Source organism: Tabrizicola sp. (assembly GCF_030373185.1).
In the GTDB taxonomy this organism is placed as follows: Bacteria; Pseudomonadota; Alphaproteobacteria; order Rhodobacterales; family Rhodobacteraceae; genus Tabrizicola.
Window position 1 is genome coordinate 304,632 of record NZ_JAUCZH010000003.1, and the last position, 20,128, is coordinate 324,759.

Annotated in this window: 22 protein-coding genes; 12 read left to right on the forward strand and 10 right to left on the reverse strand. The window is 64.5% G+C overall.

All coding sequences use genetic code 11. The features are described 5' to 3' along the window. Together QUV21_RS08135 and mutY are read right to left on the reverse strand one after the other, a co-directional pair. Complete coding sequence (locus QUV21_RS08135) at nucleotides 1–1,143, reverse strand: alkane 1-monooxygenase (RefSeq protein ID WP_300854130.1); 1,143 nt, start codon at nucleotides 1,141–1,143, stop codon at nucleotides 1–3. A 51-nt stretch (nucleotides 1,144–1,194) separates the two neighbouring features. After that, complete coding sequence (gene mutY, locus QUV21_RS08140; protein ID WP_300854131.1) at nucleotides 1,195–2,232, reverse strand: A/G-specific adenine glycosylase; 1,038 nt, start codon at nucleotides 2,230–2,232, stop codon at nucleotides 1,195–1,197. A 178-nt stretch (nucleotides 2,233–2,410) separates the two neighbouring features. On the opposite strand from mutY, the gene QUV21_RS08145 reads away from it, so the two are divergent. The 3 genes from QUV21_RS08145 (at nucleotide 2,411) to QUV21_RS08155 (ending at nucleotide 4,716) form a co-directional block, all read left to right on the forward strand. Further along, nucleotides 2,411–2,938, forward strand: a complete 528-nt coding sequence (locus QUV21_RS08145; protein WP_300854132.1) for a DciA family protein — start codon at nucleotides 2,411–2,413, stop codon at nucleotides 2,936–2,938. A 73-nt stretch (nucleotides 2,939–3,011) separates the two neighbouring features. Then, nucleotides 3,012–3,584 carry a DsbA family protein gene (locus QUV21_RS08150; protein WP_300854174.1) on the forward strand — a complete coding sequence of 191 codons (573 nt, stop codon included), beginning with the start codon at nucleotides 3,012–3,014 and terminating at the stop codon, nucleotides 3,582–3,584. A gap of 1 nt (nucleotide 3,585) precedes the next feature. Beyond that, nucleotides 3,586–4,716 (forward strand): CaiB/BaiF CoA-transferase family protein, encoded by a 1,131-nt coding sequence (locus QUV21_RS08155; RefSeq protein ID WP_300854133.1) that lies wholly within the window; start codon nucleotides 3,586–3,588, stop codon nucleotides 4,714–4,716. Between the two features lie 7 nt (nucleotides 4,717–4,723). Here the strand turns inward: QUV21_RS08155 and lpxK are convergent, their stop codons facing one another. Genes lpxK through QUV21_RS08170 form a run of 3 tightly spaced genes read right to left on the reverse strand, consistent with a single transcriptional unit; the run spans nucleotide 4,724 to nucleotide 7,158 of the window. After that, nucleotides 4,724–5,716: a tetraacyldisaccharide 4'-kinase gene (lpxK, locus tag QUV21_RS08160; RefSeq protein ID WP_300854134.1), complete on the reverse strand. Its 993-nt coding sequence runs from the start codon at nucleotides 5,714–5,716 to the stop codon at nucleotides 4,724–4,726. Continuing rightward, a complete protein-coding gene (locus QUV21_RS08165) occupies nucleotides 5,713–6,909 on the reverse strand; it encodes a glycosyltransferase N-terminal domain-containing protein (protein WP_300854135.1) in 1,197 nt (398 codons plus the stop codon). Before QUV21_RS08165 ends, lpxK begins: the two co-directional genes overlap by 4 nt. Before the next feature lie 3 nt (nucleotides 6,910–6,912). Further along, on the reverse strand, nucleotides 6,913–7,158 hold the full coding sequence (locus QUV21_RS08170; RefSeq protein ID WP_300854136.1) for a DUF4170 domain-containing protein: 246 nt from the start codon (nucleotides 7,156–7,158) through the stop codon (nucleotides 6,913–6,915). Between the two features lie 166 nt (nucleotides 7,159–7,324). Between QUV21_RS08170 and QUV21_RS08175 the strand changes: the two genes are divergently transcribed. Together QUV21_RS08175 and QUV21_RS08180 are read left to right on the forward strand one after the other, a co-directional pair. Next, the gene (locus QUV21_RS08175; RefSeq protein WP_300854137.1) at nucleotides 7,325–8,200 is read left to right on the forward strand and encodes an SPFH domain-containing protein; all 876 of its coding nucleotides are present in this window, start codon (nucleotides 7,325–7,327) and stop codon (nucleotides 8,198–8,200) included. Between the two features lies 1 nt (nucleotide 8,201). Beyond that, nucleotides 8,202–8,483, forward strand: a complete 282-nt coding sequence (locus tag QUV21_RS08180; RefSeq protein WP_300854138.1) for a hypothetical protein — start codon at nucleotides 8,202–8,204, stop codon at nucleotides 8,481–8,483. A gap of 18 nt (nucleotides 8,484–8,501) precedes the next feature. Here QUV21_RS08180 and pyrF read toward each other — a convergent pair whose 3' ends face one another. Beyond that, the gene (pyrF, locus tag QUV21_RS08185) at nucleotides 8,502–9,197 is read right to left on the reverse strand and encodes an orotidine-5'-phosphate decarboxylase (protein ID WP_300854139.1); all 696 of its coding nucleotides are present in this window, start codon (nucleotides 9,195–9,197) and stop codon (nucleotides 8,502–8,504) included. A 94-nt stretch (nucleotides 9,198–9,291) separates the two neighbouring features. Between pyrF and QUV21_RS08190 the strand changes: the two genes are divergently transcribed. From QUV21_RS08190 to QUV21_RS08205, 4 genes are all read left to right on the forward strand, one after another. Beyond that, nucleotides 9,292–10,197, forward strand: coding sequence for an ROK family protein (locus QUV21_RS08190; RefSeq protein WP_300854140.1), 906 nt, complete (start codon nucleotides 9,292–9,294; stop codon nucleotides 10,195–10,197). Next, a complete protein-coding gene (locus QUV21_RS08195; RefSeq protein WP_300854142.1) occupies nucleotides 10,188–10,913 on the forward strand; it encodes a copper homeostasis protein CutC in 726 nt (241 codons plus the stop codon). The genes QUV21_RS08190 and QUV21_RS08195 overlap by 10 nt, the downstream gene beginning before the upstream one ends. A gap of 21 nt (nucleotides 10,914–10,934) precedes the next feature. Continuing rightward, on the forward strand, nucleotides 10,935–11,708 hold the full coding sequence (locus QUV21_RS08200; protein WP_300854143.1) for a hypothetical protein: 774 nt from the start codon (nucleotides 10,935–10,937) through the stop codon (nucleotides 11,706–11,708). Between the two features lie 85 nt (nucleotides 11,709–11,793). After that, nucleotides 11,794–12,633 carry a hypothetical protein gene (locus tag QUV21_RS08205; protein ID WP_300854144.1) on the forward strand — a complete coding sequence of 280 codons (840 nt, stop codon included), beginning with the start codon at nucleotides 11,794–11,796 and terminating at the stop codon, nucleotides 12,631–12,633. Here QUV21_RS08205 and QUV21_RS08210 read toward each other — a convergent pair. Further along, nucleotides 12,621–13,085, reverse strand: coding sequence for a hypothetical protein (locus tag QUV21_RS08210; protein ID WP_300854145.1), 465 nt, complete (start codon nucleotides 13,083–13,085; stop codon nucleotides 12,621–12,623). The genes QUV21_RS08205 and QUV21_RS08210 overlap by 13 nt on opposite strands. Nucleotides 13,086–13,363: 278 nt before the next feature. On the opposite strand from QUV21_RS08210, the gene clpB reads away from it, so the two are divergent. Further along, nucleotides 13,364–15,979: an ATP-dependent chaperone ClpB gene (clpB, locus tag QUV21_RS08215; protein ID WP_300854146.1), complete on the forward strand. Its 2,616-nt coding sequence runs from the start codon at nucleotides 13,364–13,366 to the stop codon at nucleotides 15,977–15,979. Nucleotides 15,980–16,016: 37 nt separating this feature from the next. On the opposite strand, the gene QUV21_RS08220 is transcribed toward clpB, so the two are convergent. The 3 genes from QUV21_RS08220 to QUV21_RS08230 form a co-directional block, all read right to left on the reverse strand. Beyond that, entirely contained in the window at nucleotides 16,017–16,769 is a 753-nt protein-coding gene (locus QUV21_RS08220; protein ID WP_300854147.1) for an SDR family oxidoreductase, read from the reverse strand. 96 nt (nucleotides 16,770–16,865) lie between these two features. Next, nucleotides 16,866–17,357 (reverse strand): fasciclin domain-containing protein, encoded by a 492-nt coding sequence (locus QUV21_RS08225; RefSeq protein ID WP_300854149.1) that lies wholly within the window; start codon nucleotides 17,355–17,357, stop codon nucleotides 16,866–16,868. Nucleotides 17,358–17,441: 84 nt separating this feature from the next. Further along, on the reverse strand, nucleotides 17,442–17,927 hold the full coding sequence (locus QUV21_RS08230; RefSeq protein ID WP_300854150.1) for a fasciclin domain-containing protein: 486 nt from the start codon (nucleotides 17,925–17,927) through the stop codon (nucleotides 17,442–17,444). Nucleotides 17,928–18,212: 285 nt separating this feature from the next. Here QUV21_RS08230 and msrP point away from each other — a divergent pair, with 285 nt between their 5' ends. After that, nucleotides 18,213–19,145, forward strand: coding sequence for a protein-methionine-sulfoxide reductase catalytic subunit MsrP (gene msrP / locus QUV21_RS08235; protein WP_300854152.1), 933 nt, complete (start codon nucleotides 18,213–18,215; stop codon nucleotides 19,143–19,145). After that, complete coding sequence (gene msrQ, locus QUV21_RS08240; RefSeq protein WP_366907721.1) at nucleotides 19,145–19,753, forward strand: protein-methionine-sulfoxide reductase heme-binding subunit MsrQ; 609 nt, start codon at nucleotides 19,145–19,147, stop codon at nucleotides 19,751–19,753. Before msrP ends, msrQ begins: the two co-directional genes overlap by 1 nt. Nucleotides 19,754–20,128: the final 375 nt, after the last annotated feature.

Consider the following 20,128-nt stretch of genomic DNA (forward strand, 5'->3'; position numbering starts at 1 on the left):
TCAACTGCCCCGCGGGGGCAGGTTCAGCCCCTTGTTATAGGGGTGCCAGTCGGTGATGTCGGGATAATGGAACTTGCGCCAGGCCCGTACGCGCGGGTTCATCACCCGCCGCCAGACCGGCGGGTTCATGGCAATGAAGACCATCAGCGGATAGCCCAGCGGCAGTTGCGGCGCTTCGTCCGGCGCATAGGTCTGAAGCAGGGGAAAGCGCCGGTCGGGCTTGTAGTGATGGTCGGAATGGCGCTGAAGGTTGATCAAAAGCCAGTTTGATGCCGTTTGCGACCCGTTCCAGCTGTGATGCGGGTGGACATGTTCATATTTCCCGTCCCCCAGGTGCCGGCGCGTCAGGCCATAGTGTTCAACGTAATTGACCGCCTCAAGCTGCCAGATCGCAACGGCGGCCTGATAAAGGAACAGCCCCAGTCCCAGCCACCCCCCCAACGCAAGGGCCAGCGCAAGCATCCCGGATTGCAGGATGGCATAGCGCCAGAACGGATTGGACCGGTGCCACCACGGCAGGCCGCGCCGGGCGAGCATGGCAACCTCGGCTTTCCAAGCCGATTGCGGGCAAGACCAGAGGACACGCGGGAAAAAGCGGTGAAAGCCCTCATTATATCGTGCGGTCACCGGATCACGGCTGGTGCCGACATGAAGGTGATGCACCCGCAGATGTTCCGACCGGAAATGCGAATAGAGGACCGAAGCCAGCAATAGGTCAGCCAGCCACCTTTCCACCCGGTTTTTCTGGTGCATCAGCTCATGGCTGTAATTGATGCCGACCGTGCCGGTGATGATGCCGGTCCCGAAAAACAACACCGCCAGTTCAAGCCCGGAAAGGTGGTCAGCGCGGGTGGCATACCAGATCGTGCCGAACAGGATCGCCATCTGGATCGGGAACCAGACAAGGGTCAGCAGGCGGTACCAAAACAGCATGCCGTCCGGGGTCTCGGTATCGGCGTTGCGGTCGTTCCGCCCGGTCAGCGCATCCAGCGAGGAATAAACCAGAACCGACCAGGCCGGGACAATGGCCGTATACCAGCCGCCCTTCGTGGCCCCAAGGACGGCCAAAGGCACCATGGCGAGTGTCAGCCAGAACGGCAGCGACTGCGCGAAACCGATTTTCTGAAAGGGGGTGGCGGGCATGGGAACCTGTAAGACTTTACCCCGGCAATATGCGCAACTTCGCTTGCGCGCTCAACCATCCACGCTGTCGCGGGCAAGGTCAAAGGCCTTGCGCATGACGGTCGGCAGGTCTGCCGGACGAAAGACTGTGCGCGACGCCCATTCCCCGCGCAAGGGTTCGGTGCAGATCCTGGCCAGCCTGATGCTTAGAATGAGGTGGAAGTGGGTAAAGGTGTGGCGCACCTCGCCCACATCCTGCCAGTCGGCCTCGGCCGGGGCTGGCCCTCCGGCCCCGTCCCAGCCGTCTCCGGGAAAGCCCAGCATCCCACCCAGAAGGCCACGCTCGGGCCGCCGTTCAACCAGCCAGCCGCCATCCTGATGGCCCAGCCAAAGGACGCCCCGCCGCACCGGCTTTGCCACTTTCGGGGATTTGCGCGGCAGATCCGCCTGCATGCCTTCGGCGCGGGCAAGGCAGGCGTCGTTCCACGGGCAGATGCCGCAGGCCGGGTTGCGGGGGGTGCAGATCGTGGCACCAAGGTCCATCACGGCCTGAGCATAGTCTCCGGGGCGCTGGGCGGGGGTCAACTGACCGGCCAACGCGGTCAGCTCCGGTTTGGCGGCGGGCAGGGCCGTTTCCACCCGGTAAAGCCGCGACATCACCCGCTCGACATTGCCATCGACCACGGTTGCCGCTTCGTCAAAGGCAATCGCAGCAATGGCGCTTGCGGTATAGGGTCCGATGCCGGGCAAGGTCAGCAGCCCGGCGCGGGTCTTGGGAAACTGGCCGCCATGATCCGCCGCCACCGCGCGGGCGCATTTCAACAGGTTGCGGGCGCGGGCGTAATAGCCAAGACCCGCCCATTCCCCCATCACCTCGGCGTCTGCTGCGCTTGCAAGCGCCGCCACATCCGGCCAGCGCGCGGTGAAGCGGTGGAAGTAATCCTTCACGGCGGCCACAGTGGTTTGCTGCAACATCACCTCGGACAGCCAGACCCGGTAAGGATCCGGCTGTACGCCCGCCGCCCGGTCCGCAGGCGAGGTGCGCCACGGCATCGTGCGCGCGTGCCGGTCATACCAGCGCAGCAAGGTATCGCTCAGGCTATCGGTCACCAGTGGCCTCGCAGGGTTATGCCTGCAACATAGCGGCACCTTTCGCCGGGGCCAGAGGTTGCAGTGTCAGGCGGGACGTTCACCCCTGCGTAACGCAATCTTTATGCCTGATCCGTGTCGCCAGCACTGGCGGGGCGGCGCGGGTGCTATAAACTGCGCTCAAGACAAGAAGGACGCCATGGCCCGCAAGCCCCTGCCAAACCCAAGTGCAGACCGCCGCCAGCGGGGGTTTGAGCCTGCCTTCGGGCTGGTCAAGGCCCCGATCCGCGCGGCCGGCGAGGCGCGCGGTTTTGCCGTCGCCCGGCTGCTGACCCACTGGGCCGAGGTTGCAGGCGAAGATCTGGCCCGCAAGACCCGGCCTGTGAAGATCGGCTACGGCAAGGGCGGCATGGGGGCGACGCTGACGCTTCTGGTCAAGGCGGCCGAAGCACCGATGGTGCAGATGGCGTTGCCGCACCTCAAGGATCGGGTGAACGCGGTCTATGGCTACGCCGCCGTGTCCCATATCCACCTGACCCAGACCGCAGCCACCGGATTTGCCGAAGGTCAGGCCGACTTTGCACCCGCCGCGCCAAAGCCAGCGCCGCAACCCGACCCGCTTACAGTGGCTCAGGCCGCCAAGGTGGCGGAAGGGGTTGGCGACCCTACCTTGCGCGCTGCGCTTGAAGTGCTGGCGCAAAACATCTTAACTCGCCCCCGATCCTGACTATCCGCATGACAAAGGACGCCAATAGATGCTGAAACTGAACCGCCGTGCGATGATCGCCCTTGCCGCCGCGATGGCCGCTTCGCCCGCCTTCGCGCAGGAAGCTGGCACCGCCGTGACCGAGCCGGGTGATTTCTCGCTTGGGTCGCCCGATGCGCCGGTGAAGATCGTCGAGTACGCAAGCTACACCTGCCCGCATTGTGCGACCTTCCATGCCAATGTCTTCAAGGACTTGAAGCGTGACTACATCGACACCGGCAAGGTTCACTTCACCCTGCGCGAAGTGTATTTCGACCGTTACGGACTTTGGGCAGCGATGGTGGCGCGGTGTGGCGGTGACCTGCGCTATTTCGGGATCAGCGACATGCTGTTTGCCAAGCAGGCCGAATGGGCCGGGTCGCAAGATCCGATGCAGGTGGTGCAAAGCCTCAAGACCATCGGCATCACGGCAGGGTTGGACGGCGCGGCGATTGATGCCTGCCTGAACGATCAGGCGCAGGCGGAGGCGTTGATTGCCCGGTTCCAGGTCAACATGGAGGCCGACGGGGTGCAGGGAACGCCGACGATCTTCGTCAACGGGTCCAAACATTCCAACATGACCTATGCCGATCTGAAGGCGATCATTGACGCCGAACTGGCCGGGTAAGATGACAGCGCCGCTTGAGGGTATCCGCGTCATCGAACTGGCGCGGATTCTTGCAGGCCCGTGGGCCGGACAAACCTTGGCAGACCTTGGTGCGGATGTGATCAAGGTCGAGGCGCCAGAGGGAGATGACACCCGCCGCTGGGGTCCGCCCTTCATTGAAGCGGGGGGCGAAAGGACGGCCGCCTATTTCCACGCGACGAACCGCGGAAAGCGGTCGATCACCTGTGACTTCCGCACGCCGGAGGGGCAGGAAACTGTCCGCCGTCTGGTGGCGGACGCCGATGTGGTGATCGAGAACTTCAAGGTCGGTGGGCTGGCGAAATACGGGCTGGACTGGCCCGCATTGCGCAAGGTGAACCCCCGGTTGATCTATTGTTCGATCACCGGCTTTGGGCAGGACGGCCCCTATGCCCACCGCGCGGGCTATGATTTCATCATTCAGGGCATGTCCGGGATGATGAGCGTGACCGGCCCCGCAGACGGCCAGCCACAGAAGGTGGGCGTTGCCGTTACCGACGTCTTCACCGGGGTCTATGCGGCGACGGCGATCCTTGCGGCGCTGGTGCAGCGCGGCCGGACGGGTGAAGGCCAGCAGATCGACATGGCGCTTCTGGATGTGGCGACATCGGTCATGGCCAATCAGGCGATGAATTATCTGGCCTCGGGCAAGGCGCCTGGCTTGATGGGCAACGCCCACCCGAACCTTGCGCCCTATGCGGTGTTTGATTGCGCCGATGGCTGGCTGATTCTGGCGACCGGCAATGATGGGCAGTATCAGCGGCTGTGCCGGATCCTCGGGCTTGAGGATATGGCCAACGATCCGGCCTATCTGACCAACGCCGACCGCGTGGCAAACCGCGCCGCGATGACCGACCGGATCACCGCGGCGACAAGGCGCTGGGCCAAGGCCGACCTTCTGGCCGCCTGCGAGGCGGAAGGCGTTCCCGCCGGGCCGATCAACGACATGGCCGAGGTATTTGCCGATCCGCAGGTGATTGCGCGCGGAATGCAGATTGCCCCCGAAGGCCTGCCGGGGGTGCGCAGCCCGATGCGGTTTTCAGCTGCCGATCTGGCGCTGGACCGCCCGGCCCCCCGGCTTGGCCAGCATCAGGATGAGGTGCTGGGGAAGTGAACTTTGCCTAAAGCCCCAGCCTTGCAAGGGCGGCGTCCAGCGGCTTCCAGTCCTTGACCTGAAGCCGCACCACCAGCGTCAGCACCCGCATCCGCCACTGCATCGGCAAGCGGGCAGCGTCCTTTTCTGTGGTTACCAGTTGCGCGGCTGAAGCTGCCGCCTCTGCCTCCAGCCGTTTCAGCAGGGTCTCGGACAGCGGGGCGTGATCGGCCAGCGCCTCACCCCGAAGGACCGTAGCGCCAAGCCCGCGCAGGGCGGTGAAGAAGCGTTCGGGGTCGGCAATTCCGGCAAAGGCCAGAACGCGCTGGCCTTGCCAGTCCATCCCGGTTTGCAGGGGATGCAGTTCCCCCGTCACCAGTGGCACGGTGACGGCCGGTCCCCAGACCGCCACAAACCGCGCCTGTGCATCCGCCCCGCCGATGGCAAGCACCAGATCGGCCCGAGCCAAACCCACCGCCACCGGTTCGCGCAAGGGGCCGGCGGGGATACAGCGCCCATTGCCAAAGCCGCGCGCGGCATCGACGACGACCAGCGCCAGTGATGGCTTGACCGCCGGGTTCTGGAACCCATCGTCCAGCAGGATCACCTGCGCGCCCGCGGCCTCGGCTGCCTGAACGCCTGCCGCCCGGTCCTTGGCCACCCACACCGGACTGAAGGCCGACAGCAGCAGCGGTTCATCCCCGACCTCCGCTGCCGTGTGGAGGGTGGCATCCACCCGCAGCGGGCCGGAAAGGCTGCCGCCAAAGCCCCGACTGACGATATGCACCGCATGGCCACGCGCCAATAGCCGCTCGGTCAGGGCCAGGGTCGTGGGGGTCTTGCCCGCGCCGCCTGCCACCAGATTGCCGACGCAGATCACCGGCACGCGCGCGGTATAACCGGGTTGGCGCAAGCGCCGCGCCGTGGCTGCGGCGTAAACCCAGCCAAGCGGGGCCAGCAGACGTGCAGCAAGGCTCGGCCTGTCTGGTGGTGTGAACCAGAAGCGCGGCGCCCGCGTCATGATCCACCATCCATCAGGGTGCGGACCTCTGCCAGCAACCGCTCCGTAACCTCGGCACCTTCACTTGCTACAGCCCAGGCCGACTGCGCGAGCCGGGCCGCACGGTCCGGGGCCAGCAGATCCCCAAGCGCTTCGCCCAGTTCACGGCCCGAGGCAACAGCCCGCGTCGCCCGCGCTGCCCCAAGTCGATCGAAGATCGGCCCATGGCGACCGGTGCGCGGGCCGTGCAGGATCGCGGACCCCAGCGCGGCCGCCTCCATCGGGTTGCGGGTTGGTCCGTTGCCGGAAAGGCTGCCGCCAAGGTAGGTCACCGGCGCAAGCCGATACCAAAGCCCATATTCCGCCGGACTGTCGACGACGAAGATCTCCACTTCGGCATCCGGCTCTTCTTCGCGCATGCGCTGGGCGACCACCCAGTCGCCGTCGCTTTCAAGCCGTCGGGCAAGTGGCCCGGCCTGCGCCGGGTCTTCGGGCATCAGGATCAGCAGCAGCCTATGCGAATGCTGCATCGCGGTCCGGTGCGCTTGCAGGATGGCCGCTTCTTCGTTCACGGGCAGACCTGCGGCAAACCACACCGGCCGCGCTGCCAGCAGCCGGGCAAGAGCGGCGCGTTCAGCCTCGAGGCAGGCAAGAGCGGCGCTTTCGTCTTCCATTCGTCCGGTCACGGCGACTGCCGACAAAGCCGCCCCCGCCTTGCGGAATTGACGAGCCGCCGCTTCATCCACCGTGAAGATCCTTGCCAGACGTGACAAGGCTGACCGCATCAGGCCGGGATACCAACCATCGCGTTCGCGCAGGAAGTTTGGCGTCCGGCCATTGACAAGCAGCATCGGGATTCGCCGTTCCGCTGCCTCGTGCAGAAGGGCGGGTCGCAATTCGCCCCCGGAGAAGATCACGATCTCGGGCCGCCAATGGTCAAGAAACGCCCGCGTCTCGGTCGGGGTATCCGTTGGCGGCGGCTGGTGGATCATCCCGTCTCGTCCCGGCAGTTCCAGCGGGCAGGTCATCACAACCGCGATGCCGTCTTCCTCGATCAGGCGACGCGCCAGCGCAAGCATCGGGCTTACCTGATCTTCTGATGGCGCATGCAGCCAGGCCAGCCCGCCCGAAGGACGCTGCGGACGAAGCGAGCCCTTTCCCGCTTCGCGCCGGTTCCCAAGGTTGTAGAGCTTCAGGCCAAGCGAAGCGGCCATGGATCAGACGCCAAGTTCCTCGGTCGGGGAGCCGGACTTGCCTTCGTCCCTCAGCCGGTGAATGTGGGCGATGAAGTACCGCATGTGGGCATTGTCGACCGTGCGCTGCGCTTCGGCCTTCCACGACTGAAACGCGGTCTCATAGTTCGGAAACATCCCGACGATGTGGATCTTCGAGACATCGCGGAAAACGTTGGTCTGTGGGTCCACCAATTCGCCGCCAAAGACGAGATGCAGGCGCTGGGTCATCATGAACTCCGTGTCTTGTAAGTCGGCCTGACCCTAGCCGTTTCCGGCGACGGGGGAAAGAAGCCAAGCGCAGGGCGGGTTTTCCGGGACTTGCGCAAGGCGAAAGTTGCAGCGAGACTGCGCGCGGGGCCGGAATTGGCCCGGATTTCAGGGGGTATTGAAAACCATGAACGAAATTCTGGGCGGCAACGCAGTATTCCTTGCGATTGCGGCATTTGTCATCATCTGCATCTTTCTTGGGGTTCGCATCGTTCCCCAAAGCGAAAAGCATGTGGTCGAACGCTTTGGCCGCCTGCGTGTGGTGCTTGGACCGGGGATCAATTTTCTTGTGCCATTCCTTGACCGTATCGCCCACAAGGTTTCGGTCCTTGAACGCCAGCTTCCCACCGCCAGCCAGGATGCCATCACCGCCGACAACGTGCTGGTGAAGGTTGAAACCAGCGTTTTCTACCGGGTTACGGAACCGGAAAAGACTGTCTACCGCATCCGCGATGTTGATGGCGCGATTGCCACCACGGTTGCCGGGATCGTGCGCAGCGAGATTGGCAAGCTGGAGCTGGATCAGGTGCAGTCCAACCGCGCCCAACTGATTGAACGGGTGCGCGAACAGGTGACGGCCATGGTCGACGATTGGGGGGTCGAGGTCACCCGGGCGGAAATCCTTGACGTCAACCTTGACGAACAGACCCGCGCCGCGATGCTGCAACAGCTGAATGCCGAACGCGCCCGCCGCGCCCAGGTGATGGAAGCCGAGGGCAAGAAGCGGTCGGTCGAACTTGGTGCCGACGCCGATCTTTACGCCGCCGAACAGGCCGCCAAGGCCCGCCGCGTGACAGCGGACGCCGAAGCCTATGCAACCGGCGTCATCGCCGTGGCGATCAAGGAGAACGGGCTGGAGGCGGCGCAGTTTCAGGTGGCGCTGAAGCAGGTGGAGGCGTTGCAGGCCGTGGCCATGGGGCAGGGCAAGCAGACGATCCTGATCCCCGCCAATGCGCTGGAAGCCTTTGGGGATGCGTTCAAGATGCTGAAGGGACGGGCCTGAGATGTGGCATTCAATCGCTGCAACGTGGTGGGCCTGGGTAGTTCTTGGCTTTGCGCTGGGGGTGCTGGAAGTTCTTGCCCCCGGATACATTTTCCTTGGCTTCGCCATCGGGGCGGTGCTGACCGGGGTGCTGGTGGGTTTCGGCATTGCGCCGGTCGGGCTTCCGGCGCTGATCCTGATCTTCGCCGTGGCCTCGCTGGTGGCATGGCTTGCCTTGCGCCGCACTGTCGGAGTGCGCAAGGGGCAGGTAAAGCTTTGGGATCGTGATATCAACGACCAGTAGGGCGCGTCCGGCCTGCGCTTAGCGCGGCAGTTCGGCCGCGACTGCACGGGCGGCGGCGGCAGGGTCTTTTGCTTGCCAGATCGGGCGGCCAACGACGATGTGGTCGGCCCCGTCACTGATCGCCCGGTGCGGGGTGGCGATGCGCTTCTGATCGCCGCTTGCCGCGCCCGCCGGACGGACACCGGGGGTCACGATCAGCCGCCCCTGCGCCTGCGGCAGCGCACGGATCATCGCCGCCTCTTGCGGGCTGGCGATAACGCCATCGGCCCCCGCCTCCAGCGCGCGGGCGGCGCGTTCAAGGGTGATTTCGTGGATGTCACCCGGCTTGATCAGGTTGGCGTCAAGGTCGGCCCGGTCAAGCGAGGTCAGAACCGTCACGGCCATGATCTTCAGCCCCGTGCCACGCTTGCCTTCGGCCGCAGCGCGCACGACCTGCGGGTCGCCGTGGACGGTCAGAAAATCAAGGTCATACTGCGCCAACCCGCGCACCGCTGCCTCGATCGTGGCGCCGATGTCAAAAAGCTTGAGGTCCAGAAACACGCGCTTGCCCTGTTCGTGCTTCAGCTCATTGGCCAAGGCCAGACCGCCACCGGTCAGCATGCCAAGGCCGATCTTGTAAAAGCTGGCCGCGTCACCGATGCGGGCAACAAGCTCCAGCCCCTGCACCACGTTCGGCACGTCAAGCGCCACGATCAGGCGGTCATCTGCGGGCATGGGGGCCTCCTGTCGGTGGGGTTGGCTTGCGTCGGGCGGTTTGACGGGGCGGGGAAGGGCTGTCAAGACTGCCGGATTGGCAAATGGGGCGGCGATGATCCTGGCGTTTGACATTGGCGGCAGCCGGATCCGGGCGGCTGCATGGGACGGCATCCGGCTGGGGCCGCTGGGCGAGGTGGCAACGCCCGTGGGTGACAGGGCAGGATTTGCCGCGGCGATCCGCAACTTTGCCGAAGGGCGAGGGGTGAAAGGGATTGCCATTTCCATCGCCGGGGTGGTGGACCCGGCAACCGGTGTCGGCAAGGTCGCCAATATCCCCGCCATCGACGGGCTGGCGCTGGGGCCGGAACTGGAGGCCGCGACCGGTTTGCCGGTGCTTGTGCTGAACGACGCCGATTGTTTTGCCCTGGCCGAGGCGACCCACGGCGCGGGCCGGGGGCATGGCACGGTGTTCGGCGTTATCCTTGGGACCGGCGTTGGCGGTGGTCTGGTCATTGGTGGCCTCGCGGTGACCGGGGCAGGCGGCTATGCCGGGGAGTGGGGCCACGGGCCAGTGATCCGGGGTGAGTTCGCCTTTCCCTGCGGCTGCGGGCAAACCGGCTGTATCGACACGATTGGCGGCGCGCGGGGGCTGGAACGGTTGCACCATGCGCTGACCGGCATTGCGCTGGGGTCCGAGGCGATCATTTCCGGCTGGCAGGCCGGGGACCGGTTGGCCCTTGCGACGCTGGATCTGTGGCGCGATCTGGTGGCGGGGCCGCTTGCAATGGTGGTCAACGTGGTCGGGGCCGACGTGCTGCCGGTCGGTGGCGGGCTGAGCCGAGCGCCGGGCCTGGTCGGATGGCTGGACGAGGCGGTGCGCGCGCGGATCTTGCGGGCCACGGCAGGGCCGCTGCTGGTTCCTGCGGCCTGCGGGCCGGATGCTGGCCTTCTTGGCGCGGCGATGGCGGGTCAGGCCGCATGGGGACAGGCCGCATGGGGACAGGCCGCATGGGAATAGATGCCGCGCGCGTCACGATCGAGGTCTGCGTCGATTGCTCGGCCGGGCTTGCGGCGGCAATCTCCGGTGGGGCGGACCGGATCGAGCTTTGTTCGGCCCTTGCGCTGGGCGGTCTGACGCCCTCACCCGGGCTGATGGCCGAGGCGGCAGGCTGTGGCGTTCCGGTTCTGGCGATGATCCGGCCCCGGGCCGGGGGTTTCGTCTGGTCCGAAGCAGAGGTGCGCGGAATGCTGGCTGACATCACAGCCGCCCGCGCCACAGGTCTTGCGGGGGTGGTCCTTGGGGCCAGCCTGCCTGACGGGCAGCTTGATCAGGCGGTCTTGCGGCGTCTGGTTACGGCGGCAGCCGGACTGGACCTGACGTTGCACCGCTGCTTTGATCTGACGCCTGACATGGGAGCGGCGCTGGAAGTGGCGGTTTCCCTTGGCTTCCGCCGCATCCTGACCTCGGGCGGGGAAGCGACGGCGGCTGCCGGAGCGTCCCGCATTGCTGCACTGGTGGCGCAAGCGCAGGGGAGGATTTCGGTCATGCCGGGGGCCGGAGTTTCGCCAGCCAATGCGGCGATGCTGATGGCGCTTGGCGTGTCAGAGCTGCACGGGTCATGTTCGGTTGCGGTGCAGACGCAGGGCCGGGCGGTTGACCTTGGCTTCGGGCCGGCCGAGCAGCGTCGCACCGATGCGGATCGGGTGCGCGCGTTGCGGCACGCGTTGGAATGAACTGGCGGAAAGGAATGCAGGATGGATGTCACCTTTACCTATGACCGCCCTGAAGAAGGGCCGGGTTCCGGCCCGCTAAGCGTGGGCTGGTTTCTGGCGCAGGACAAGGGTGCGGTGCTTTACGACGCGCCCGAACGGGTGTCGATCCGGCCGCCAAACCGGGGGCATGCGAAAAGCGCCGCGCGCTGCCCTGCGGTGGTGCAGCTGGAAAGCCGGTATTTCATGGTGAAATGCCCCTACGATCTGCATATCGGTTTTGCCCGCGATGCCAAAGGCAAGGCGGTGCTGGTCAACCGCGCGGGGGCGGCAAGCCCGGTCCGGTCGAACAAGCTGGGGGAGCTTCTGACTCTGGTCAACGAGGCGGAATGGCGGTTCCCCGATCGGCCAACGGTGCAATTGCACTTGCCTTACTGCTTTATCGCCGATGAGCCGGTCTACATGGCACAGATTTCTGCCTTTGCGCATTACCGGGCCGACCCCCTGCCCGGCACGATCTTTGGCGGGCGGTTCCCGATCTCGATCTGGCCGCGCCCGCTGATGTGGGCCTTTGAGTGGCATGAACCGCAGAAGGATCTGATCCTGAAACGTGGGGAGCCGTTGTTCTATGTGCAGTTCGAGGGGATGGATCCGTCCCGTCCGGTGCAGCTTGTAGAAGCGGAGCGGACGGCAGAGCTGGCGGCCTATCTGGAAAAGCTGTCCGGGGTGGTGAACTACGTCAACCAGACCTTTGCGCTATTCAAGGCGGCTGAAGCGGTGCGGCCGAAGCGGTTGCTGGTTCCCAAGACCCGGGAGTAGGCGCCCCCGGCCGGCCGCCGGGGGTTTCACCCCCCCGGACCCCCGTGGAGTATTTGTCAAAAGAGCAAGCGCAATTTGAATTGAATTGGAGAAGTCCCTGCGCAGCATCATCGAGACCTATGAGCTGTCGACCGGCCGGGTGCGCGAGGTTCTGGCAGTTGACGGCCGGATCGAAGCCCCGAACTGGGCGCCTTCGGGGGATTGGCTTTTGATCAATGGCGAGGGCCGGTTGTTCCGGGTTCCGCTGGACAGGCCGGAGCTGTTGCCCGTCGATTCCGGGCCGGCGATCCGCTGCAACAATGACCATGGGCTGAGCCCCGATGGCGCGACGATCGCCCTGTCGTCCCATCACGATGGCGAAGGTTCCGAGATCTACCTGATGCCGGCCTCAGGGGGTGGGCCTAGGAAGGTCTCGCCCAAGGCACCAAGCTGGTGGCATGGCTGGTCGCCGGATGGCAGGCGGCTGGCCTATGTCGCGGCGCGGGGCGGCAGCCGGGTGATCGATGTCTATACCATCGGGGCTGAGGGCGGTGATGAGCTGCGACTGACGCAAGGCGAGGGGCATTGCGACGGGCCGGATTACAGCGCGGATGGCAGCCGGATCTATTACAATTGTGATCGGGGCGGCCATGCGCAGATCTGGGTGATGGCGGCGGACGGGGCTGACCAGCGGCTGCTCTTCGCGGATGACTGCGTGAACTGGTTCCCGCACCCGTCGCCCGATGGGCGGCATCTGGTCTACCTTGCCTATCCGCCGGGGACATTGGGGCATCCGGCTGACCTGCCGGTGGCACTGGTCCTGTGCGACCCTGATGGCGGCCACCGTCGCCGGATCCGGGAATTTACCGGCGGTCAGGGGACGATCAACGTCCCAAGCTGGGCGCCGGATGCCAGCGCCTTCGCCTATGTGCGTTACGAGCCGTGAAGCGGTTTGAGACCATCGAAGGGCCGCGGAGGCGCGGCCTTCGGCGCCTTTTCCGGCTGCGGCGCCGGGTCTGATAGCAGGCCGGTTGCCTCCAGCACCGGATGCAAATGCCGCGGATCGCCCCAGACCGAGATATAGACCTCGGGCGGGAAGCCGTTTGCCAGATGTTCAGGCACAAGGTCGATGATGCGGACACGAAGCGCATCGCCGTTGGCCAGCGATGGGGTGACGATCTCCTCGGCGATCGGGCCAAGATGGCCAAGTAGCCCCGGCCTTTGTCTGGGAATCAGCCCGAAGATCGGCTGGCGCAGGCGCGCAAAGACGCCGATGCGACCGTCGGTCAGCCGTTCCAGCCATGCGGTGTCGCCGATACTGATCCCGGTGCGGGCGACGTGGATCTGCAACTGCTCGACAGGGGCCTTGTGGATCAACGGAAGTTTTGCATCAGACATGAGGGGCCTTTCGGTGGCGAGGATGCAGGATGGCTACCAGTCGCGTCCGATGACAAGGCCTGGCGGTGGCCCGGGTCAGGCTTGCGCCCGATCTTGCCGAAAGCGGCCCCGGGTCTCGGCGGAGATCGGCCAAGCCCAAGGACAGGGCAGGGGCGGATTTTGCGGGGTTGGGGGATTGCAAACGGCAGGCCCCGCGCCCAGATCACGGTCAAGGCCCTTTGTGGTGTGCTGGATGTCCGGGCATCGCGGGAGGGGCGCTTCAGAAAAGGAGATGACCGATGAATTTGGAGAAATTCACGGAGCGGTCGCGCGGGTTCCTTCAGGCCGCCCAGACCATTGCAATGCGGGAAAGCCACCAGCGCGTGCTGCCCGACCATTTGCTGAAGGCGCTTATGGATGATGATCAGGGCCTGGCTGCCAACCTGATCCGCAAGGCGGGTGGTGCGCCCGAGCAGGTGATCGCCGCCGTGAATGCCGCGCTTGCCAAGCTGCCGAAAGTTTCTGGCGGGGATGGGCAGACCTATATCGACCCGTCCCTGGTGCGGGTGCTGGACGAGGCGGAAACCGTTGCCAAGAAGGCAGGGGACTCGTTTGTTCCGGTCGAGCGGCTCTTGACGGCGCTGGCGCTGGTGAACACCCGCGCCAAGGATGCGCTGACGGCGGGGGCTGTGACAGCGCAAGGCTTGAACGCCGCCATCAACGAGGTGCGCAAGGGGCGGACGGCGGATTCGGCTTCGTCGGAAGACACGATGGAGGCGTTGAAGAAATACGCCCGCGACCTGACCGAGGCGGCGCGGGACGGCAAGATTGACCCGATCATCGGCCGGGATGAAGAAATCCGTCGCGCGATGCAGGTGCTTTCCCGGCGCACGAAGAACAACCCGGTGCTGATCGGTGAACCCGGTGTGGGCAAGACGGCGATTGCCGAGGGCCTTGCGCTGCGGATCGTGGATGGCGACGTGCCGGAATCCCTGCGCAACAAGCGGCTGATGGCGCTGGACATGGGGTCGCTGATCGCTGGCGCGAAGTATCGCGGTGAATTTGAGGAACGGCTGAAGGCGATCCTCAAGGAAATCGAGTCGGCTGCCGGTGAAGTGATCCTGTTCATCGACGAGATGCATACGCTGGTCGGCGCGGGCAAATCCGAAGGCGCGATGGATGCGGCCAACCTGATCAAGCCGGCGCTTGCTCGGGGTGAGTTGCACTGCATCGGCGCGACCACGCTGGATGAATACCGCAAGCATGTGGAAAAGGACGCCGCCTTGGCGCGGCGGTTCCAGCCGGTGTTCGTGTCTGAACCGACGGTGGAAGACACGATCAGCATCCTGCGCGGGATCAAGGAAAAGTATGAACTGCACCACGGGGTGCGCATCGCGGATGCCGCGCTGGTGGCGGCGGCAACCCTGTCGCACCGCTATATCACCGACCGGTTCCTGCCGGACAAGGCGATTGATCTGGTGGATGAAGCCGCCAGCCGACTGCGGATGGAGGTGGATTCAAAGCCCGAGGAACTGGATGCGCTGGACCGGCAGATCCTGCAATTCCAGATCGAGTCGGAGGCCTTGAAGAAGGAAGACGACGCGGCCTCGAAGGACCGGCTGGAGAAGCTGGAAAGGGAACTGGCCGACCTGCAACAGAAGTCGTCGGAACTTACGGCGAAGTGGCAGGCAGAGCGTGACAGTCTGGATGCGGCGCGCGGGCTGAAAGAAGAACTGGACGTGGCCCGGGCCGAACTGGAAGGCGCCAAGCGTGAAGGCAACTTTGCCAAGGCTGGCGAGCTTCAATACGGGCGTATTCCGGAGCTGGAGAAGAAGCTCGCCGATGCCGAGGGCCGCGAGGGCGAGGCGCTGGTGGCTGAGGCCGTGCGCCCCGAGCAGATTGCCGAGGTGGTGGAGCGCTGGACCGGTATTCCCACGACCAAGATGCTGGAAGGCGAGAAGGAAAAGCTGCTCAAGATGGAGGAAGAGCTTGGCCGCCGCGTCATCGGTCAGCGGACGGCTGTCGAGGCGGTTTCCCGCGCTGTGCGCCGGTCTCGGGCTGGTCTGTCGGATGAAAACCGGCCTTTGGGCAGCTTCCTCTTCCTCGGGCCGACCGGTGTGGGCAAGACCGAACTGACCAAGACGCTGGCCGAATACCTGTTCGACGATGACTCTGCGATGGTCCGCATCGACATGTCCGAGTTCATGGAGAAACACTCGGTCAGCCGCCTGATCGGCGCGCCTCCCGGCTATGTCGGCTATGACGAGGGTGGGGTTCTGACCGAAGCCGTGCGTCGCAGGCCCTATCAGGTGGTGCTGTTTGACGAGGTCGAAAAGGCGCATCCGGACGTGTTCAACGTGCTGTTGCAGGTCTTGGACGATGGCCGCCTGACCGATGGTCAGGGCCGCACGGTGGACTTCAAGCAGACGCTGATCATCCTGACGTCAAACCTTGGGGCGCGGGCCTTGAGCGAGTTGCCGGAAGGCGCGGATGCCAGCGCCGCGAAGGCCGAAGTGATGGAAGCGGTGCGGGCGCATTTCCGGCCGGAATTCCTGAACCGTCTGGATGAGCAGATCATCTTCGACCGGCTGAACCGGGCGGATATGAGCGGGATCGTCGAAATTCAGCTGAAGCGCCTTGAAGAACGGCTGGCAGCGCGGAAAATCACGCTGGATCTGGAGTCGGATGCCAAGGCGTGGCTGGCGGATGAAGGCTATGACCCGGTGTTCGGTGCGCGGCCACTGAAGCGGGTGATCCAGCGCCAGTTGCAGGATCCCTTGGCGGAAATGCTGTTGGCGGGCGATGTGCTGGATGGCACGACGATCCGGGTGACAGCGGGGCCGGAGGGTCTGATCATCGGGGATCGCGTGGTTTCCAGCCGCCGCGAACGCCCTAGCGAGGCCGTCGTTCACTAAGTGCAGCAGGGGTGGGCAGCGATGCCCACCCTTTTCATCAGGTGCGCAGGGCGGGCAAGCCAATGCCTGTCGCTTCAAACCCGCCGTCCACCGCGATGGTCTGCCCGGTCACATAGGACGCGCGGGGCGAGCAGAGGAAGTGGATGACCTCGGCGATTTCATCCTCGGACCCGTAGCGGTTCAGCGGGATAGCGTCGTGGTAGGCGGCGATGATCTCGGGCGAATGAACCGCCATTGCCAGTTTGGTGCGCACTGGTCCGGGGGCCACGCAATTGGCGCGGATCCCGTGTTCGCCAAGCTCCACGGCCTGTTGCAGGGTCAACTGGATGACGGCGGCCTTCGAGGTGCCGTAAGCCACGCGCAGGGTCGAGGCCCGCAGGCCGGAAATCGAAGCGATGTTCACGATTGCGCCGCGTGACGTTTTCAGCGCGGGGGTGGCCGCCTGGGTGACCAGAAACACTCCGTCAAGGTTCGTCTCCATCACCCGGCGCCAGCGGTCAAAGCTGGTGTCTGCTACCGGGCCGAAATCGGCGACACCGGCATTGTTGACCAAGGCATCAACCCGGCCAAACCGCGCAAGGGTTTCTTCGATGAGACGGGCCACTTGATCGGGAACCGAGACATCGGCAAGCACGGGATGTGCGGCTTCAAGGCCTTCGGCGGCGGCGAAAAGGGCATCGCCATCGCGGTCGATCATTGCAACGGACCAGCCATCGGCCAGAAATCGGCGGGTCGTTGCAAGGCCGATGCCGCGGGCGGCCCCGGTGACAAGGGCGGTTTTCTTGGTCATGCGGCACCTCCGGTTTCACGCGAAGGTGCCGTGCCATCCTTGCCAGTGCAATGGCAAAGCAGCGGGGGGGCGTCCTGCCCCGCCCACCAGTCAGGCTTAGTTCGGGAGCAACACGCGGTCGATCACATGGATCACGCCGTTCGACGCCATGATGTCGGCCGTGGTTACGCGCGACTTGTTCACGCGCACGCCTTTGCGACCATCGACATGCACGTTCTGGCCCTGCACAGTTGCCACGTTCAGGCGCTTGCCCGCCAACTGGTCCGAGGTCACAGCACCCGGAACGACGTGGTAGGTCAGAACCTTGATAAGCTGATCCTTGTTTTCCGGCTTCAGCAGGCTTTCGACGGTGCCGGCCGGCAGGGCGGCGAAGGCGTCGTTGGTCGGTGCAAAGACGGTGAACGGGCCGTCTCCCTTCAGGGTCTCGACAAGTCCCGCTGCGGTCACGGCAGCGACGAGGGTAGAGAATTGGTCATCCGATGCGGCAATGTCGATGATGTCCGGTTCAGAAGCCATGGGAACGCAGGCAGAGATCAGCGCGGCAACGGAGACGGCGCCTGCGACACGGAAAAGCGTACGACGGTTCATGGGTCAAATCCTGATGAATAGGGGTTGAGAAGGACCGGGATGGTCCGAAAAGGTTGGGGGCGCCAATGGCGCCCCCGGCATGGATCAGGATTCCGGCGGCAGGATCACCGAGTCGATGACGTGGATCACGCCATTCGAAGCCTCGACGTCGGCAGCCGAGATGACCGCGCCGTTCACTTTGGCGCCGCCTTCCAGCGTGATGGTGATTTCAGCGCCTTGAACGGTCGCTGCGGTCAGGCCTTCCGACAGGTCGGTCGACATGACTTTGCCCGGAACGACGTGGTAGGTCAGGATCGCGATAAGCTGATCCTTGTTCTCCGGCAGGAGCAGCGTTTCAACGGTGCCTTCGGGCAGCGCGGCGAAAGCGGCGTCAGTCGGTGCGAAGACGGTGAACGGGCCTTCGCCCTTGAGCGTATCCACCAGACCAGCGGCGGTCAGCGCGGCGGCAAGCGTGTTGAACGAGCCTGCGGCAACGGCGGTATCAACGATGTCTTTCGAATGGCCACCCGCGAAGGCGGGCAAGGTCAGAGCGGTGGCGGCGGTCAGCGCCAGAAAGGTTCTGCGGATCATTGGTGTCACTCCCGTAATGATCGGTATGCCGTCATTGGCAGGGGGTAATAGGCGCGGGACGCGACTTCGGATCACTGCGACATTTCCGTGAGGTGGGCTTGACTGAGCGGGTTGCGGCGCTAAGCCAAGGCCTGCCCGCTAGACAAGTAAACTCACTGTGAGCAAAGTTCATCCGGCGTGAGCGGTCCGTGCGATGTTTCAGGCGATTGCCGCAGTCGTGAGTCGGTTTGTTTTGCCTTTCACGGGGAAAGTCTCATCTTGAATGAAACCTGACAGGATTCCGATATGCCCCGCAACAATGATACCACGCTGCGCTGGTCCGATGTGACACCAAGGCCGCTCTGGCTGAACCGTCGGCAGCTTGTTACGGGTGCTGCGGCGCTTGCAGCAACTGCGACCGTTGCTCTGCCGGCATCTGCGCGGATCGAGGCGACAGCCAGCCGCTACTCGACTGACGCGGAACCGAACAGCCTGTCGGACATCACCGCCTACAACAACTTCTACGAGTTCGGCACCGGGAAGGAAGACCCCGCCCGTTACGCATCCGGGTTGACCATCGACCCGTGGTCGGTCGTCGTTGACGGGCTGGTCGAAAAGCCCGGCACCTATGACCTGGCCGACCTGGTCAAGGACCAGCCGCTGGAAGAACGCATCTACCGGTTTCGCTGTGTCGAGGCCTGGAGCATGGTGATCCCCTGGATCGGGTTCGAGCTGGCGGGGCTTCTGAACCGTGTTGGCGTGCAGTCGGGCGCGAAGTTCGTCGCGTTTGAAACGCTGGTCCGCCCGGAAGAGATGCCGGGCCAGTCCAGTCGCTTCATCGAATGGCCCTACCGCGAGGGACTGCGGCTGGACGAGGCGATGCACCCGCTGACGATCATGGCGACCGGACTTTATGGTGAGCCGATGCCAAACCAGAACGGCGCGCCGATGCGGCTGGTGGTGCCATGGAAGTACGGCTTCAAGTCGATCAAGTCGATCGTGCGGATCAGCCTTGTGGCCGAGATGCCGCCAACAACATGGAACATGCTGCAACCGTCGGAGTATGGCTTTTATGCCAATGTGAACCCGACCGTGGATCACCCCCGCTGGAGCCAGGCCAGCGAACGCCGTGTCGGCTCGGGCCTGTTCGCAGGGCGAGAGGATACGCTGATGTTCAACGGCTACGAGGCCGAGGTCGCCAGTCTTTATGCCGGTCAGGATCTGGCGGTGGATTATTGATGGACCGTCTGAACGGGCTGGCCCGGCGCGTACCGGCCTGGGTGGTCTATGGCCTTGGTCTGGTTCCCCTCGCGTGGCTTGTGGCGGGCGCCGTTCAGAACAGCCTTGGCGTTGATCCCGTCAAGGCCATCGAACACCGGCTTGGGGAGTTGGGCTTGCAGTTCCTGCTTGCCTCGCTGGCCGTCACGCCGCTGCGGCGTCTTGAGCTGAACCTCCTGCGCTTTCGCCGCGCGCTTGGGCTTCTGGCCTTCCTCTATATAGCGCTGCATCTTCTGGCTTGGGTCTGGCTGGACATGGGCCTGCGCTGGTCAGAGGTGGTGGCTGACCTGTGGAAGCGCCCCTATGTGATTCTGGGGATGCTGGGGTTTCTTGCCTTGCTGCCCTTGGCGCTGACCTCCAGCAATGCCGCGATTCGATGGCTGGGCGCGGCAGGCTGGAGACGGCTCCACCGGCTTGCCTATGTCGCCCTGATCGCTGGAATCCTGCATCTGGTGTTGCTGTCGAAGGTCTGGGACACCGATGTTCTGGCCTATGCGGGGTTAGCGATCCTGCTTCTTGCGGCGCGATTGTTGCCCCGGTCGGTGCCGCGGAGCCGCGCCGCGGCATGACAGAAGAAGAAAGGTCGCGAGGCAGGGCATACTCGGGCAACAAAGTTGCGCGCGATGCGCCTCTCTTGTGGCACCTCTTGCGTCAAACCCCAGATTTTGCGGTCTTTTCCTGTTGATGCAAAAATTTTGTGAAGATCGTGTTTTTCCCTCTTGCGGCTTCCGGCACCTCTCCGTAAATACCGCCTCACCGAAGCGGAAACGTCACGGTGACGGGAAGGAACGGCGGCGGAAGCCACAGGGAAAGCCCGGAAAATCTGAAGACAAGGCGCGAAGGGATACGCCAAGAAATTGGCGGATCGCACGTTTTTTGTCTGAAGATGGCTCTTTGAGACTGATTGGAATTGAAGGGATATGCGGGCGGTTTGGGCGCATCGG